Origin of the sequence: Micromonospora sp. URMC 106, from assembly GCF_051386395.1 — a bacterium.
Taxonomy (GTDB): domain Bacteria; phylum Actinomycetota; class Actinomycetes; order Mycobacteriales; family Micromonosporaceae; genus Micromonospora.
Window position 1 is genome coordinate 1 of sequence record NZ_JBPQTP010000145.1, and the last position, 14,418, is coordinate 14,418.

General features: G+C 73.5%; 13 protein-coding genes. 5 read left to right on the plus strand and 8 right to left on the minus strand.

Going from position 1 to position 14,418, the window contains the following annotated elements; all coding sequences use genetic code 11:
• Window positions 1-49: 49 nt before the first annotated feature.
• Window positions 50-1,807, minus strand: coding sequence for an aa3-type cytochrome oxidase subunit I (ctaD, locus tag ACSNOB_RS29115; RefSeq protein WP_436690288.1), 1,758 nt, complete (start codon window positions 1,805-1,807; stop codon window positions 50-52).
• Between the two features lie 155 nt (window positions 1,808-1,962).
• Window positions 1,963-3,069, minus strand: a complete 1,107-nt coding sequence (locus tag ACSNOB_RS29120; RefSeq protein ID WP_436690290.1) for an FAD-dependent monooxygenase — start codon at window positions 3,067-3,069, stop codon at window positions 1,963-1,965.
• Between the two features lie 304 nt (window positions 3,070-3,373).
• On the opposite strand from ACSNOB_RS29120, the gene ACSNOB_RS29125 reads away from it, so the two are divergent.
• Entirely contained in the window at window positions 3,374-4,525 is a 1,152-nt protein-coding gene (locus tag ACSNOB_RS29125; protein ID WP_436690292.1) for a GH12 family glycosyl hydrolase domain-containing protein, read from the plus strand.
• Between the two features lie 82 nt (window positions 4,526-4,607).
• Here ACSNOB_RS29125 and ACSNOB_RS29130 read toward each other — a convergent pair whose 3' ends face one another.
• The 3 genes from ACSNOB_RS29130 to ACSNOB_RS29140 form a co-directional block, all read right to left on the minus strand.
• Window positions 4,608-5,570, minus strand: coding sequence for an N-acetylmuramoyl-L-alanine amidase (locus ACSNOB_RS29130; protein ID WP_436690294.1), 963 nt, complete (start codon window positions 5,568-5,570; stop codon window positions 4,608-4,610).
• Window positions 5,570-5,734 (minus strand): hypothetical protein, encoded by a 165-nt coding sequence (locus ACSNOB_RS29135; protein ID WP_393111720.1) that lies wholly within the window; start codon window positions 5,732-5,734, stop codon window positions 5,570-5,572. Before ACSNOB_RS29135 ends, ACSNOB_RS29130 begins: the two co-directional genes overlap by 1 nt.
• A gap of 185 nt (window positions 5,735-5,919) precedes the next feature.
• Window positions 5,920-6,708 carry an aldo/keto reductase gene (locus ACSNOB_RS29140; protein WP_436690296.1) on the minus strand — a complete coding sequence of 263 codons (789 nt, stop codon included), beginning with the start codon at window positions 6,706-6,708 and terminating at the stop codon, window positions 5,920-5,922.
• A 188-nt stretch (window positions 6,709-6,896) separates the two neighbouring features.
• On the opposite strand from ACSNOB_RS29140, the gene ACSNOB_RS29145 reads away from it, so the two are divergent.
• Together ACSNOB_RS29145 and ACSNOB_RS29150 are read left to right on the plus strand one after the other, a co-directional pair.
• Window positions 6,897-7,958, plus strand: a complete 1,062-nt coding sequence (locus tag ACSNOB_RS29145; RefSeq protein ID WP_436690298.1) for a DNA polymerase ligase N-terminal domain-containing protein — start codon at window positions 6,897-6,899, stop codon at window positions 7,956-7,958.
• Window positions 7,959-7,974: 16 nt separating this feature from the next.
• Entirely contained in the window at window positions 7,975-9,174 is a 1,200-nt protein-coding gene (locus ACSNOB_RS29150; RefSeq protein ID WP_436690300.1) for a threonine synthase, read from the plus strand.
• Between the two features lie 60 nt (window positions 9,175-9,234).
• Here ACSNOB_RS29150 and ACSNOB_RS29155 read toward each other — a convergent pair whose 3' ends face one another.
• From ACSNOB_RS29155 to ACSNOB_RS29165, 3 genes are all read right to left on the minus strand, one after another.
• Window positions 9,235-11,031, minus strand: coding sequence for a glycoside hydrolase family 15 protein (locus ACSNOB_RS29155; RefSeq protein WP_436690302.1), 1,797 nt, complete (start codon window positions 11,029-11,031; stop codon window positions 9,235-9,237).
• Window positions 11,032-11,084: 53 nt separating this feature from the next.
• On the minus strand, window positions 11,085-11,477 hold the full coding sequence (locus ACSNOB_RS29160; protein WP_436690304.1) for a cupin domain-containing protein: 393 nt from the start codon (window positions 11,475-11,477) through the stop codon (window positions 11,085-11,087).
• Between the two features lie 348 nt (window positions 11,478-11,825).
• On the minus strand, window positions 11,826-12,269 hold the full coding sequence (locus ACSNOB_RS29165) for a septum formation initiator (RefSeq protein WP_436690306.1): 444 nt from the start codon (window positions 12,267-12,269) through the stop codon (window positions 11,826-11,828).
• A gap of 102 nt (window positions 12,270-12,371) precedes the next feature.
• Here ACSNOB_RS29165 and ACSNOB_RS29170 point away from each other — a divergent pair, with 102 nt between their 5' ends.
• Together ACSNOB_RS29170 and ACSNOB_RS29175 are read left to right on the plus strand one after the other, a co-directional pair.
• Window positions 12,372-13,064, plus strand: coding sequence for a response regulator transcription factor (locus ACSNOB_RS29170; protein WP_436690308.1), 693 nt, complete (start codon window positions 12,372-12,374; stop codon window positions 13,062-13,064).
• Window positions 13,061-14,335: an ATP-binding protein gene (locus ACSNOB_RS29175; protein WP_436690310.1), complete on the plus strand. Its 1,275-nt coding sequence runs from the start codon at window positions 13,061-13,063 to the stop codon at window positions 14,333-14,335. The genes ACSNOB_RS29170 and ACSNOB_RS29175 overlap by 4 nt, the downstream gene beginning before the upstream one ends.
• The last annotated feature ends 83 nt before the right edge of the window (window positions 14,336-14,418 follow it).

The window sequence follows — 14,418 nt, forward strand, 5'->3', positions numbered from 1 at the left end:
GGCCCCCCCCCCCCCCGGGGGTGGCGCCCGTCGTACGTGGTGCTGAGCGTCAGTGCCGGTCGACGTCGGAGGCGACGTCCTCCCGGTAGCTCGCGCCGCCGTCGGACTCGCTGGTCAGCGGCTTCGCGCCGCCCTCCGGCGGGCCGGCCAGCGACTGGCCGGCGGCCAGCTCCGGGAACTTGTGGTCGAACGCCGGCCGCTCCGAGCGGATCCGCGGCATGCGGTCGAAGTTCCGCAGCGGGGGCGGCGAGGTGGTCGCCCACTCCAGCGAGTTGCCGTGGCCCCAGGGGTCGTCGACCTCGACGACCGGCCCGGCCTTGTACGACTTCCAGCAGTTGTAGATGAACGGCAGCGTCGAGATACCGGTGATGAACGCGCCGATCGTGGAGATCATGTTCAGCGTGGTGAACCCGTCGCTGGGCAGGTAGTCGGCGTACCGACGCGGCATGCCCTCGTTGCCCAGCCAGTGCTGCACCAGGAACGTGGTGTGGAAGCCGATCATGGTCAGCCAGAAGTGCACCTTGCCCAGCCGCTCGTCGAGCATCCGGCCGAACATCTTCGGGAACCAGAAGTAGATGCCGGCGAAGACGGCGAACACGATCGTGCCGAAGAGCACGTAGTGGAAGTGCGCCACCACGAAGTACGAGTCGTGCAGGTGGAAGTCGAGCGGCGGGCTGGCCAGCAGCACACCGGTGAGACCACCGAAGAGGAAGGTCACCAGGAAGCCGATCGAGAAGAGCATCGGCGTCTCGAAACTGACCTGGCCCCGCCACATGGTGCCGATCCAGTTGAAGAACTTCATACCGGTCGGCACGGCGATCAGGTAGCTCAGGAAGCTGAAGAAGGGCAGCAGCACCTGGCCGGTGGCGAACATGTGGTGCGCCCAGACGCTCATCGACAGCGCGGCGATGGCGATGGTGGCGGCGACCAGACCCTTGTAGCCGAAGATCGGCTTGCGGGAGAAGACCGGGATGATCTCGCTGATGATGCCGAAGAACGGCAGCGCGATGATGTACACCTCGGGGTGGCCGAAGAACCAGAAGAGGTGCTGCCACAGCATCGGCCCGCCGGTCGCCGGGTCGTAGACGTGGGCGCCGAGGATGCGGTCCGCGGCCAGCGCCATGAGCGCGGCGGCCAGCAGCGGGAAGACCAGGATCACCAGGAGGCTGGTGACCAGCATGTTCCAGGTGAAGATCGGCATCCGGAACATCGTCATGCCGGGCGCGCGCAGGGTCAGGATCGTGGTGATCAGGTTGACCGCGCCGAGGATCGAGCCCAGACCGGAGATGACGAGGCCCACGACCCAGAGGTTGCCGCCGACGCCCGGGGAGTGCTCGACGTTGCTCAGCGGCGTGTAGGCGGTCCAGCCGAAGTCGGCGGCGCCGCCAGGGGTGATGAAGCCGATGGTCGCCATCGTGCCGCCGAAGAGGAACAGCCAGTAGGCGAAGCTGTTCAGCCGGGGGAACGACACGTCCGGCGCGCCGATCTGCAGCGGCACCACGTAGTTCGCGAAGGCGAACACGATCGGCGTCGCGAAGAACAGCAGCATGATCGTGCCGTGCATGGTGAACAGCTGGTTGTACTGCTCGGGCGACAGGAACTGCAGCCCGGGTCGGGCGAGCTCGGCCCGCATGATCAGGGCCATCAGGCCGCCGATCATGAAGAACGCGAACGCGGTGACCATGTACATGATCCCGATCTGCTTCGCGTCCGTGGTCCGCAGCAGCCGCGCGATGGCCGACCCCTTGACCGGCGCTCGGACCGGCCAGGGCCGGGTCACGACCGGCTTGGGTGCGACGGTGGTCACGAGTGGCCTCCGGTTCTGGGTTGTCCCGCTCGGCACGCGCTGGTTATCTGCGGGCCGTCATCCGCAAGGAGGATAGTCCCCGGCAGGTGGCTGCGCCGCGTGGGGTGGTCGGGTAGCCTCCGCCACCCGGCCCGGCCGCCGGGCCGACCCGGCTCCTAGAGCGGGCCGAGCAACAGCCGGTAGTGCTCGCCGAAGATGCGGTCGCCGCGCCCGCGCAGCAGCGGGTCGCGCAGCGCCGGCGGCACGTCCCGCGTCCGGTTGCGGTCGCGGGTGCGGTCCCGCACCCATCGCGTACGCGGCCGGCGGCGGCTCTCGTACGCCGCCAGGGCGGCCTGCACGCTGCCGGCCGCCCGGAGCGACTCGGCGAGCACGACGGCGTCCTCCAGCGCCATCGCCGCGCCCTGCGACAGGGTCGGGGCGGTGGCGTGCGCGGCGTCGCCGACGAGCAGCACCCGCCCCCGGGACCAGCGTCCCAGCTCCACCTCCTCGGTGAGCCCGACGTGCACCCGCTCCAGCGCCTCCAGCACCTCGGGCACCGGTCCGCCGTAGTCGCCGAAGAGTTCGCGCAGCCGGGCCACCGGGTCGGCCGGCAGGACTGTGCCGGCCTCGTCGGCGTAGCAGTGCAGCCGTCCGGCCCCGAGCGGCACGACCAGGAAGCCGGCGCGCTGGCCGAGCAGCGCGGTCCACTCCGCGAGCCGGGGGCCGCCGCGCACCACGCTGCGGTAGACCACCTGACCGGCGGGGCAGGGCGGGCCGCCGAGCGCGGCGAGGGCCCGGATGGAGGAGCGCGGCCCGTCGGCGCCGATCACCAGGTCGTACTCGGTGGCGGTGCCGTCGACGAACGTGACGCCGACCGACTGTGGCAGCAGGTCGATGGTGCGCACCTCGGCGCCGTGCCGGACGGCGCCACCGGCCCCGGTGAGCAGCACCCGGTGCAGTTCCGCGCGGGGCAGGGCCCGGCACTCGCCGACGCCGGCCCAGAGCGCGTCCAGGTCGACCTCGCACAGCGGGGCCCCGGTCGCGTCGAGGAACCGTTGGCGGTGGATGACCTGCCCGAGCGGGCGGACCGGGCCGTCGAGGTCCAGCCGGCGCAGCGCCCGGGCGGCGTTGCCGGGCAGGTAGAGCCCGGTCTCGGCGTTCTCGCCCGCCGGGAGCTTCTCGGTGACGTCGGGCCGGAAGCCCACCATCCGCAGCGCTCGGGCCACGGCCAGACCGGCGATGCCCGCGCCGACGACGAGGATGCGCAGGGGGGAGCCACCCATGGTGGTGTACGCCTCCGGAGGGGTTCGGCACGCGTTGGAGGCAAGACACTACTCGCCGCAATCGGTACACACCAGAGTCAATCGTCCCGTGCGAAACATTCCTCGGAGTGCGCCGCGCGCTGCTCGGGCGACCACCTGCCCACCGCCGGTCTCGGGCGTGACAAACCTCACTTACCGCCCTATTACCCCAGGCCCGTTGCGCGAGGGTTTCAGAGATGTAAATGTGTCGACTGCGCATGGGAGCGCTCCCGCACCATCTCCAGACCGATTCGACCGGCGTCTCCACGCCGAAGCAAGGAGCGTCATGAAACGTCCACTCCGGGCCCTCGCGGCAGCCGCCGTGCTGGCCGCCGGCTCGATCGTCGCCGTCGCCCTCGGCGGCACCGCCAGCGCCGACACCCAGATCTGCGAGCAGTACGGCTCCACCGTCATCCAGGGCCGCTACGTGGTGCAGAACAACCGTTGGGGCACCACCGCCCAGCAGTGCATCAACGTCACCGACAGCGGCTTCGAGATCACCACCCAGAACGGCAGCAACCCGACCAACGGCGCGCCGACCGCGTACCCGTCGGTCTTCCTCGGCTGCCACTACACCAACTGCTCCCCCGGCACCAACCTGCCGATCCAGGTCAGCCAGATCAGCAGCGCCACCAGCAGCATCTCCTACCGCTACGTCAGCGGCGCCGTCTACAACGCCTCGTACGACATCTGGCTGGACCCGACGCCGAAGCGGGACGGGGTGAACCAGATGGAGATCATGATCTGGCTCAACCGCCAAGGCCCCATCCAGCCCATCGGCTCCCCGGTCGGCACCACCACCCTGGCCGGCCGGACCTGGGAGGTGTGGCGCGGCAGCAACGGCTCCAACAACGTCATCTCGTACGTCGCGCCGTCGCCGATCAGCAGCCTGAGCTTCAGCGTGCTCGACTTCATCAACGACGTGAAGAACCGCGGCGCGATCACCAGCAGCTGGTACCTGACCAGCATCCAGGCCGGCTTCGAGCCCTGGCAGGGCGGCGCCGGACTGGCGGTGACCTCGTTCTCCGCCGCGGTCAACGGCGGCGGCAACCCGACCACCCCGCCGCCCACCACGCCGCCGCCGACCACTCCCCCGCCGAGCACGCCGCCGCCGGGTGGCAGCGGGTGCGCGGTGAAGTACACGCCGAACTCGTGGAGCAACGGCTTCACCGCCGACGTCCAGATCACCAACACCGGGTCGAGCGCGATCAACGGCTGGACGCTCGCCTACAACCTGCCCGCCGGGCAGCAGGTGACCAGCGCGTGGAACGCCACGGTGAACCAGAGCGGGTCGGCGGTGACCGCCCGGAACCTGAGCTGGAACGGCTCGCTCGCGCCGGGCGGCACGGCCAGCTTCGGGTACCAGGGGACGCTGAGCGGGGCGTACGCCTCGCCGACCAGCTTCACCCTCAACGGGGTCGCCTGCTCCCGCGCCTGAACAGAGGAATCAGCAGTCCGGACGCGCGACGTCCGCCAGGCCACCCCGAGCCTGGCGGACGTCGTGCGGATCGGACCGGCGGTCAGACCCGGGTGAGGCGGACGGCGTCGGCGATGATCAGGCCGGCGGCGGAGCTCCACCGGCTGACGGCGACCCGGTTGGCGTCGCCCGCCGGCAGCGTGAAGGTGCCCAGCGTGCGCCACTGCCCGCCGGTAACCCGCTGGTCGACGACGATGGTCCGGTTGCCGGTCGTGGTGGACACGATGTACGGCGTCGCGGCGTTGTAGCCGGCGTTGGCCGGCCACCAGGCGTCCACCTGGTAGTTCGCGGTCGCCGGGACGTTGAACTTGTACCAGGCGGCGTCGCTGGCGGCCACCGGATCCGCGAACCGGTAGTCGGCGCCGAATCGCTGGGTCGAGTACGTCGAGGTGCCCCAGTTGGCGCTCGCGGTGAACCGGCCGGCGGTGGAGTTGTCCACGGTGGAGGTCCAGGCGGTGCCGCCCGCCATCTTCGCGGCGACGTCGGAGCGCATCTTGTTCAGGTCGATGAAGGACGGGTCGATCTTGCCGGTGGTGCTGGTCTCGCGGTGCCCCCGGGCGTAGCTGGCGTCCCGGCCCAGCCGCTTGAGCACGGCCGCGGTGGCGGCGATCGACGCGTTGTACTGCGCCGCCGTCATCTCCTGGCTGACCCCGTTGTAGTCGATCTCCCAGCCGATCATCAGCGTGTTGCCGTCCCCCGCCGGGATCGGTCCGCTGCCGCCGCTGGTGCCCGCGTGGTTGCAGCGGCCGGCGGAGATGACGTGGAAGACGCCGTGGTAGTCGACGAGGGCCTGGCAGAGCGGGCCGGGCAGGTCGGAGCGGCCGTTGATGCAGACGTTCAGGGCCGGGTGCGGGTTCGTGGCGCTGGACGTGGCGGCGGTGTGGTGCCAGAGCACGCCGATCGGGTCGAACGAGCCCGGGCGCATCCGGTTGAGCCAGTCGCCGTGGGTGACGACCTGGACGCCCGCCCCCCGCAGGACGTCCACCAGCCAGGGAATCGTGGCCATCAGGACTCCCCGAGCAGGTCGGCGAGGCACTCTGCCTTCGGCGCGGCGATCGGCGCGGCGCTGGCCGCGGCGGGCTTGGCGGCGACGGCCACGGCGGTGGCCATCAGCGCCGACATGCCCAGCAGCCTGCGGCGGCGCAGGCGGGCGGGTCGTGACGCGTTCATGGGGCTCCTTCAGCGAGGGCGGAGGGGTTCCGACTGATCGATGAACTGGTGACGCGCACGCTATATCGTCACGAGCATCTATGTCGATACCCTTCATCGCCCCTATTCGGACTGAAGGAATTTGGCAGCGGTGGCCCGGTTCGGGGCCCGGCACCGCCGCGACCGGGGGTCGCGGGAGGGGTCAGTCAGGGGTTGCCGAGGGCGTCGATGTCGCGCATCTCCTCGGCGGTGAGCGAGAAGTGGAAGATGTCGGCGTTGGCGCGGATCCGGTCCGGCGTCACCGACTTGGGGATCACCACGATCTCGTGGTCGACGTGCCAGCGGAGCACCACCTGGGCCGGGGAGACGTCGTGCGCGGCGGCGATGCGGGTCAGCACCGGGTCGGCGAGGTCGCTGGTCTTGAACGGGCTGTACCCCTCCAGCACCACGCCCCGGTCCCGGTGCTCCCGGTGCCGCTGCCGGTCGTACAGCGACGGGCTCCACCGGATCTGGTTCACCGCCGGGTTCTCCTCCGTCGCCTGGATGAGCTCGTCGATCTGGGCGGTGCTGTAGTTGCTCACCCCGACCGCCCGCACGAGCCCCTCGTCGCGGGCGGCGAGCAGCTCCCGCCACACCGGGATGCCGTCGGCCGGGTTCGACGGCGGCCAGTGGACCAACCACAGGTCGACGTGGTCGGTGCCGAGCGCGGTCAGGCTCGCCTCGATGGTCTCCCGCTCGCGGCCGACCCGGTCCGGCGGCAGCTTCGTGGTGAGGAAGACGTCCTCACGGCGCAACCCGCTCTCGCGGACGGCCCGGCCCACCTCCTCCTCGTTGCCGTACATGGTGGCGGTGTCGACGTGCCGGTAACCCGCGTCGAGCGCGGCGAGCACGGCGTCGTACCCGGCCTGGCCAGTGGCCTGCCACGTGCCGAAGCCGAGCAGGGGCATCCGCACCTCGCCCGGGAGCGTGACCGTGGGCTGCTCCTCGTGGTCCATGCCGACGGGTCTACCCGTGCTGGTCCCCGACATGCTCCGCCGATCCGGACAACCCGGTGCCCGGCGGCCGGCGGGCCGACAGCACCGGGGGCCGGCGGGCCGGGAGCACCGGAGGTGACGGGCGGCGCGCGGGCGGCCTGACGCACCGCAGGCCGGCGGGCGGGCGCGGTGTGCCGGAGAATACGGGGGTGGCTGACCCGCTGGAGGAGTACCGGCGCAAACGGGACGCGGCACGCACCCCGGAGCCGGTGCCGAAGCGCCCCCCGCGACGGAAGCGGCCCGCCGACGGCACCGCCCGCTTCGTCATCCAGCAGCACCACGCCCGTAGCCTGCACTGGGACCTGCGGTTGGAGCACGAGGGCGTGCTGGCCTCCTGGGCGGTGCCGCGCGGGCTGCCCCGCGACACCGGGCGCAACCACCTCGCCGTGCACACCGAGGACCACCCGATGGAATACCTGGACTTCCACGGCGAGATCCCGGCCGGCGAGTACGGCGGCGGGCGGATGACCATCCACGACCGGGGCACGTACCGCGTGGAGAAGTGGCGCGACGACGAGGTGATCGTGGTCCTCGACGGGGAGCGCACCGCCGGGCGGTACGTCCTCTTCGCCACCGGCGGGAAGGGCGGCCGGGACTGGATGGTCCGGCGCACCGACCCGCCGCCGGAGGGCTGGACCAGCATGCCGGAGCTGGTCCGCCCGATGCGCCCCACGCGGGCGGCGAAGCTGCCGAGGGACCAGGCGGAGTGGGGCTACGAGCTGCGCTGGGACGGGGTGCGCGCGGTCGCGTACGTCTCGGGGGGACGGCTGCGGCTGCTCTCGGAGGACGACGAGGACATCTCCGGGGCGTACCCCTGGCTGCGCGAGATGGCCGAGGAGCTGGCCCCGACGGAGGCCGTGCTGGACGGCGTCCTGGTCCGCATCGACACGGCCGGCAGGGTGCGTCCGGTGCGCGGCGGGCGGCGGACCCCGGACGCGCAGTTCCTGATCTTCGACCTGCTCTGGCTGGAGGGCGTGACCAGCACCGACCTGCCGTACGCGCAGCGCCGGGAGCTGCTCGACGGTCTGGCGCTCGCCGGCCCGCACTGGCAAACTCCGCCCTGGTTCCCCGGCGCCGGCCCGGAGGCCCTGCGGGCCGGGCGGGAGCAGGGGCTGCCCGGCGTGGTGGCGAAGCGGCTGGACTCGGCCTACGAGCCCGGCCGGCGCAGCCGGCGCTGGCTGAGCATCGACGCCAGCCGGGACCCGAGCTGAGACGGCGAGGAGCAGCGTGTACCTGACCCACCTGGAGTGCCCGCGCTGCGGGCGGGAGCACGACGCCGGCCGGCTGGCCAACCTCTGCGACTGCGGCTCGCCGCTGCTGGCCCGCTACGACCTGGCGGCGGTGGCGAAGGTGCTCACCCCGGAGCGGTTCCCGCTGCGCCCGGCCGACCTGTGGCGCTACCGGGAGCTGCTGCCGGTGGCCGACCCGCGGCACGAGACCACGTTGGGCGAGGGCTGGACGCCGCTGCTGCGCGCCCCCGCCTACGGCGCCGAGATCGGCATCTCGGACCTGATGGTCAAGGACGAGGGGCTGACGCCGACCGGCTCGTTCAAGGCGCGCGGCGCGGCGGTCGGCGTCAGCCGGGCCCGCGAGCTGGGCGTGCAGCGCATCGCCATGCCGACCAACGGCAACGCGGGCGCGGCCTGGGCGACGTACGCCGCGCGGGCCGGGCTGGGGGCGACGATCGTGATGCCGCTGTCCGCGCCGACCATCTGCCGGCGGGAGTGCGTGGCCGCCGGAGCCGACCTGCGCCTGGTCGACGGGCTGATCAGCGACGCCGGCCGGCACGTCGCGAAGCTGGTCGCCGAATCCGGCGGGGCGGTCTTCGACGCCGGCACGTTGCGCGAGCCGTACCGGCTCGAGGGCAAGAAGACCATGGGGTACGAGATCGTCGAGCAGCTCGGCTGGCAGGTCCCGGACGTCATCATCTATCCCACCGGGGGCGGGGTCGGCCTGATCGGCATCCACAAGGCGCTGCACGAACTGCGGGAGCTGGGCTGGATCGAGGACAAGCTGCCCCGCCTGGTCGCGGTGCAGTCGACCGGCTGCGCGCCGATCGTCCGCGCCTTCGCCGCCGGTGAGGAGCGGGCGCGGCCCTGGGCCGACGCGCACACCGTGGCGTTCGGCATCACCGTGCCCGCCCCGCTCGGCGACGAGCTGATCCTCGACGCGCTGCGGGCCAGCGCCGGCACCGCGATCGCGGTCGACGACGCCGAGATCCTGGCCGACCTGCGGGACTTCGCCGCCCGGGAGGGACTGCTGCTCTGCCCGGAGGGGGCCGCCTGCCTGACCGCCGCCCGGCACCTGCGCGCCGGCGGCTGGATCCGGGCCGGCGAGCGGGTGGTGGTGCTCAACACCGGGGCCGGGGTGAAGTATCCGGAGACCGTGGACGTCGCCGACGTGCCGGTGCTGCCGGCCCGAGGATGACAGGGAAAGGGCCTCCCGCACGAGTCCCCGACCGGCGAGGGCCCTTCCGCGCCCCCGCGGTCAGTCGGTGCCGGGGTCGGTGAGGCGCCAGGCGGCGCTGATCAGGCCGATGTGCGAGAGCGCCTGCGGGGTGTTGCCGAGCTGCGCGCCGGTGCGTGGGTCGATCTGCTCGCTGAGCAGGCCGACGTCGTTGGCGTGCCCGAGCAGCCGCTCGAAGAGCGCCTCGGCCCGGTCCCGCTCGCCGGCCAGCACCAGGCACTCCACCAGCCAGAACGAGCAGAGCAGGAAGCCCGCCGGGTCGGTGTCCCACCGCCGGACGAGGCCGTTGGCGCTGCCCAGCCCGCGCTCGACCGCCTCGATGGTGGCGCGCATGCGGGGGTCGCTCGCCGGCAGGAAGTGCACCAGCGGCAGCAGCAGCGCGGAGGCGTCCAGCTCCGGCGAGCCGAACGCCCCCGTGTACGCGCCGACCCGCTCGTTCCAGCCCTCGCGCAGCACGGCGGCCCGGATCTCGTCGCGGATCGCCGCCCAGCGCCGCGGGTCGCCCCGACCGCCGAGCCGGGGCGCGAGCGTCACCGCCCGGTCCATCGCCGCCCAGCAGAGCACCTTCGACGACAGGTAGTGCCGGTCGGCGTCCCGGGTCTCCCAGATGCCCCGGTCGGGCAGGTGCCAGGTGGCGGCCACCTGCTCGGTCAGGCCGAGCACCATCTCGCGCAGCTCCTCGTCGAACGTCTCGCCGAGGTAGTCACGCAGCCGCCAGACCGCCGAGATCACCTCGCCCGGCACGTCGAGCTGGCGCTGCCGCCAGGCGTCGTTGCCGATCCGGACCGGGAGGCTGTCGGCGTAGCCGCGCAGGTGCGCGCACTCGTACTCGGAGACGTCCCGCTCGCCCTCCAGGCCGAAGAGCACCGGCACGGGATCCGGGCCGACCCGGCCGATCGAACGGGCCGCCCAGGCGAACAGGCGGGACGCCTCGGACGGGCAGGCGGCCACCCACAGGGCGCGCATGGTCATCGCGAAGTCGCGCAGCCACGAGTAGCGGTAGTCGTAGTTGCGGTCGCCGCCGATCCGCTCCGGCAGCGACGTGGTCGGGGCCGCGGCGACCGCGCCGCTGCGGGCGTACGTGAGCCCGGTGAGCACGGTCGCGCTGTGCCGGACCTGGTCGGCGTAGCGGCCGTCGTAGTGGTGCGACTCGCGGTACGCCCGCCACGCCTGCACCGTCTCGGCGAGCGCGGTCACCGGGTCCAGCCGGGCCGGCGCCGCCCCGTACGCCCGCCCGTACGCCGCGTCGAAGCCGACCACCTGCCCGGCGGCGACCTCGAAGTCCTGCCGGACCCGGTCCCGGTCCACCGGCAGCGGGGCCCCGCCGGAGTGCAGGGCCAGCACCACCGGGCCGGCCGCGGCGAGCACCCCACCGTCGGGCTGCTCGTGCAGGTACGGGGTGAGCAGGCCGTACTCCGGGCGGGGGCGGAAGTCCAGCGACATCCGCACCCGCCCGGTCAGCCCCTCGACGACCCGCAGCAGCACCGCCGGCGAGTTCATCCCCAGCTCGTGGCCCCGGGCGCCGAGTTCGGCGGCGAGCGCGTCGGTGACGGCGACGCTCCCCTCCGGGGTGTGGTGCACGGTGCGCAGCACCAGGGTGTCGGCGAGGTACGCCCGCTCCGTCCGGTGCCCGGGCAGCCCGGCGGCGATGGGCGCCAGCCGCCAGTGCCCGGCCGTCGGGTCGAGCAGCCGGCCGAAGACCGACGGGGTGTCGAACCGGTCCGGGCACCACCAGTCGACCGAGCCGTCCCGGCCGACCAGGGCGCCCGAGCGGCAGTCGGAGAGGAATCCGTAGTCGGAGATCGCCGGCTGGTCCACCCGCTGCGGGTACCCCGTTCCCCCCGCCCCAGACGGGGCCGTCGGCGGCCCCGTCAGGAGGTGGGTGGCTCGTCCTCGCCCGCCGCCTCCGCCGCGTCGGCTTCCTCCTTGGTGCGGTGCACCGCCTGGTCGGCGTGCTCGGGCGGGCCGTAGACGGTGTAGAGCACCAGCGGGTTCGGACCGGTGTTGACGAAGTTGTGCTTCGTTCCGGCCGGCACGACCACGAGGTCGCCCTGGACGACCTCGCGCTTCTCCCCCGCAACCCGGGCCTCGCCGGTGCCGCTGACGAAGGTGAGGATCTGGTCGATGCCCTCGTGGACCTCCTCGCCGATCTCGCCACCCGGCGGGATCGTCATGATCACCAGCTGGCTGTGTTCGCCGGTCCACAGCACCCGCCGGAAATCCGGGCTCTTCTCGGCGACAGTCGCGATCGTGTAATGCTCCATGTCGGCCCACATACCCGCTGTGGCGCCACGCCACGCCGGGACGCGCAGATGGTGGAATTCCCCACTGCCCGGAGGTTTACCGCCTCCGTGAGCGGGGATCGACACAGGGACGGGCGCACAGCGCCGGTCGAGCCAGGTCCCCGCTGACGTACCGCCGGACGGCTGCGGTGGTGGGAGACGGCCAGAGCGCGGCGACGTTCCGATCCCGAGAGGTCGAGCGGCGCCGTGCGCTCGTGTCCGGGCCCGATGAGGCCGGCACCGCCAGGTCCGCCCGTACCACCGGCACGTCCACGGCCGACCACGGTGGAGCAGTCGGTCGTCGCCGCGGGCGCACCGGGGGTGGCGGGCTCAGTCGTCGTCCTCAACCGCCACGGGCTCCCGGCCGACGCAGCGGACCTTCAGCTCGAACTTCCCGGCCGGGCCGGTGAACGCGACCTCCACGTCGTCGTCCGGCCCCCGGTCGACGTCGGAGACCCGGTAGCCCTGCGCCGGCACCCACGAGACCAGCCACACCCCGTCGGGCCCGCACTCGGCCACCGCGGTGCCCCCGTCCGTGGCGAAGACCCTGCGCTCGCCGTGCGGGGCGGAGCCGGTCGGTGACGTCGACGCCCCGCCGGCAGTGGTCGGCGCCGGCGCCGCCAGGGCGCGCTCGACCTCCTCCTGGCTGAGCACCCCGCCGGGGGTGCCGGCGATGCTCTCCCCGACCCACCGGATCGCGGCCACCCCGATCAGGGTGGCGACGGCGGCGGTGACCAGCCATCCGGCGACGGCGAGGAACGAACGGCGGCGCATTCACCGAGTGTCCCCGATCCCGGGTTGGGTCGAGCCCTGGACGAGGCTAAGGGACGGTTAAGGCCGGGGCCGGCACGTCCCGCGGCGGTTAGCCTGCCACCTGTGGCCCGCCTGCTGCTCATCGAGGACGACCTGACGATCCGTACGCCGTTGTTGCGGGCGCTGCGCGAGCGGGGGCACGCGGTGGCGGCCGCCTCGACGGCGATGGCCGGCCTGCGCGACGCGCTCGACGACCGGCCCGACCTCGTCGTGCTGGACCTGGGACTGCCCGACCTGGACGGCCGGGAGCTGCTGCGCATGTTGCGCGCGGTCAGCGTCGTGCCGGTGATCGTGGCCACCGCCCGCGACGACGAGACCGAGATCGTCCGGGTGCTCGACGCCGGGGCCGACGACTACGTGGTGAAGCCGTTCACGGCGGCGCAGCTCGACGCGCGGATCCGGGCGGTGCTCCGGCGCGGGGCGGGGGCCGCCCCGGAGGACCCGGCGCTGGTGGTCGGCGGGCTGCGGGTCGACCCGAGGTCGCGGCAGGTCACCCTCGACGGCGAGCCCGTCGAGCTGACCCCGCGCGAGTTCGACCTGCTGCACCATCTCGCCGGCCGCCCCGGCCAGGTGGTCACGAAGCGGGAGCTGCTCGCCGAGGTGTGGCAGATCCCGTACGGCGGCGCCGACAAGACCGTGGACGTGCACCTGTCGTGGCTGCGCCGCAAGCTCGGGGAGAGCGCGCAGGCACCCCGTTACCTGCACACGGTGCGGGGCGTCGGGGTCCGGCTGGACATGCCCGGGAGCCCCGGATGAGGGCGCGGATGGCGCTGCTGGTCGCCGCGGTCAGCGTACTCACCCTGGTCGCCTTCCTGGTGCCGCTGGCGTTGCTGGTGCGTACCGTCGCCGAGGACCGGGCCACGGTGCGGGCGACGGCCGACGCGCAGAGCCTCGTCACCGTCGTCGGGACCGCCGACACCGCCACGATCCGGCTGACGGTCGAGCAACGGGCCGCCGAGTCCGGCCGGCCGGTCAGCGTGTTCCTGCCCGACGGCACCGTGCTCGGCGCGCCGGCCCCGCGGACGCCCGCGGTGGCGCTGGCCGCCCGGGGGCAGAGCCTCACCGCCGAGTCGGGGCGGGGGCGGGAGGTGGTGATCGCGGTGCAGGGCCGCCCGGACGGCACCGGGGTGATCCGGACGGTGGTCCCGCCCGAGGAGCTGACCGCCGGGGTGAGCCGGTCCTGGCTGGTGCTGGTCCTGCTCGGCGTGCTGCTGGTGCTGATCGGGCTGGCCGTCGCCGACCGGCTCGCCCGCACCCTGGTCCGGCCCATCGGCGAGCTCTCCGCGGTGTCGCACCGGTTGGCCAACGCCGAACTGGACGCCCGCGTCACGCCCGCCGGGCCGCCCGAGCTACGTGAGGTGGCCGGCGCCCTCAACCACCTCGCCGACCGGATCCAGGTGCTGCTGGTCCAGGAGCGGGAGGAGGTCGCCGACCTGTCCCACCGTCTGCGCACCCCGCTGACCGCGCTGCGGCTGGAGGCCGAGTCGCTGCGGGACCCGGAGGACGCGGCCCGGGTGGCCGCGGCGGTGGACGGGCTGGAGCGGGCGGTCACCGGCCTGATCCGGCAGGCGCGGTGGCGGGCGTCGACGGCGGGGGCGGCCAGCGCCGACGCGGCGGCGGTGGTGGCCGAGCGGGTGGCGTTCTGGTCGGTGCTGGCCGAGGACACCGGACGTGACCTCACCCTCGACCTGGCGCCGGGGCCGCTGCCGGTGGGCGTGCCCGCCGACGAGTTGGCGGCGGCGGTGGACGCCCTGCTCGGCAACGTCTTCGCGCACACCCCGGACGGCACCGCGTTCGCCGTCCGGCTGACGGCCGAGGCCGGCCGGGCGGTGCTGACCGTGGCGGACGAGGGGCCGGGGATCCCACCCGGCACGGTCGACCGTGGTGCGAGCACCGCCGGCTCGACGGGGCTCGGCCTGGACATCGCCCGCCGCGCCGCCCAGGCCGCCGGCGGCCGCCTCACCCTGCACGCGGCGCCCTCCGGCGGCGCCGAGGTGCGCCTCGAACTCGGCCCGCCGGGGCCCTGACCCGCCCCGCCGACCGACGCCAGGATCAGGGGGTTGCGCGTCATCTCATTTCGCCTTTCCTCGGTTCCTGACCACGAGGATCG

Coding starts and splice junctions, on each gene's coding strand:
- ACSNOB_RS29160 (WP_436690304.1), bottom strand. CDS start 11,477: ATGGAGCATTACACGATCGCGACTGTCGCCGAGAAGAGCCCGGATTTC.
- ACSNOB_RS29165 (WP_436690306.1), bottom strand. CDS start 12,269: ATGCGCCGCCGTTCGTTCCTCGCCGTCGCCGGATGGCTGGTCACCGCC.
- ACSNOB_RS29120 (WP_436690290.1), bottom strand. CDS start 3,069: ATGGGTGGCTCCCCCCTGCGCATCCTCGTCGTCGGCGCGGGCATCGCC.
- ACSNOB_RS29140 (WP_436690296.1), bottom strand. CDS start 6,708: ATGGACCACGAGGAGCAGCCCACGGTCACGCTCCCGGGCGAGGTGCGG.
- ACSNOB_RS29175 (WP_436690310.1), top strand. CDS start 13,061: ATGAGGGCGCGGATGGCGCTGCTGGTCGCCGCGGTCAGCGTACTCACC.
- ACSNOB_RS29135 (WP_393111720.1), bottom strand. CDS start 5,734: ATGAACGCGTCACGACCCGCCCGCCTGCGCCGCCGCAGGCTGCTGGGC.
- ACSNOB_RS29125 (WP_436690292.1), top strand. CDS start 3,374: ATGAAACGTCCACTCCGGGCCCTCGCGGCAGCCGCCGTGCTGGCCGCC.
- ACSNOB_RS29130 (WP_436690294.1), bottom strand. CDS start 5,570: ATGGCCACGATTCCCTGGCTGGTGGACGTCCTGCGGGGGGCGGGCGTC.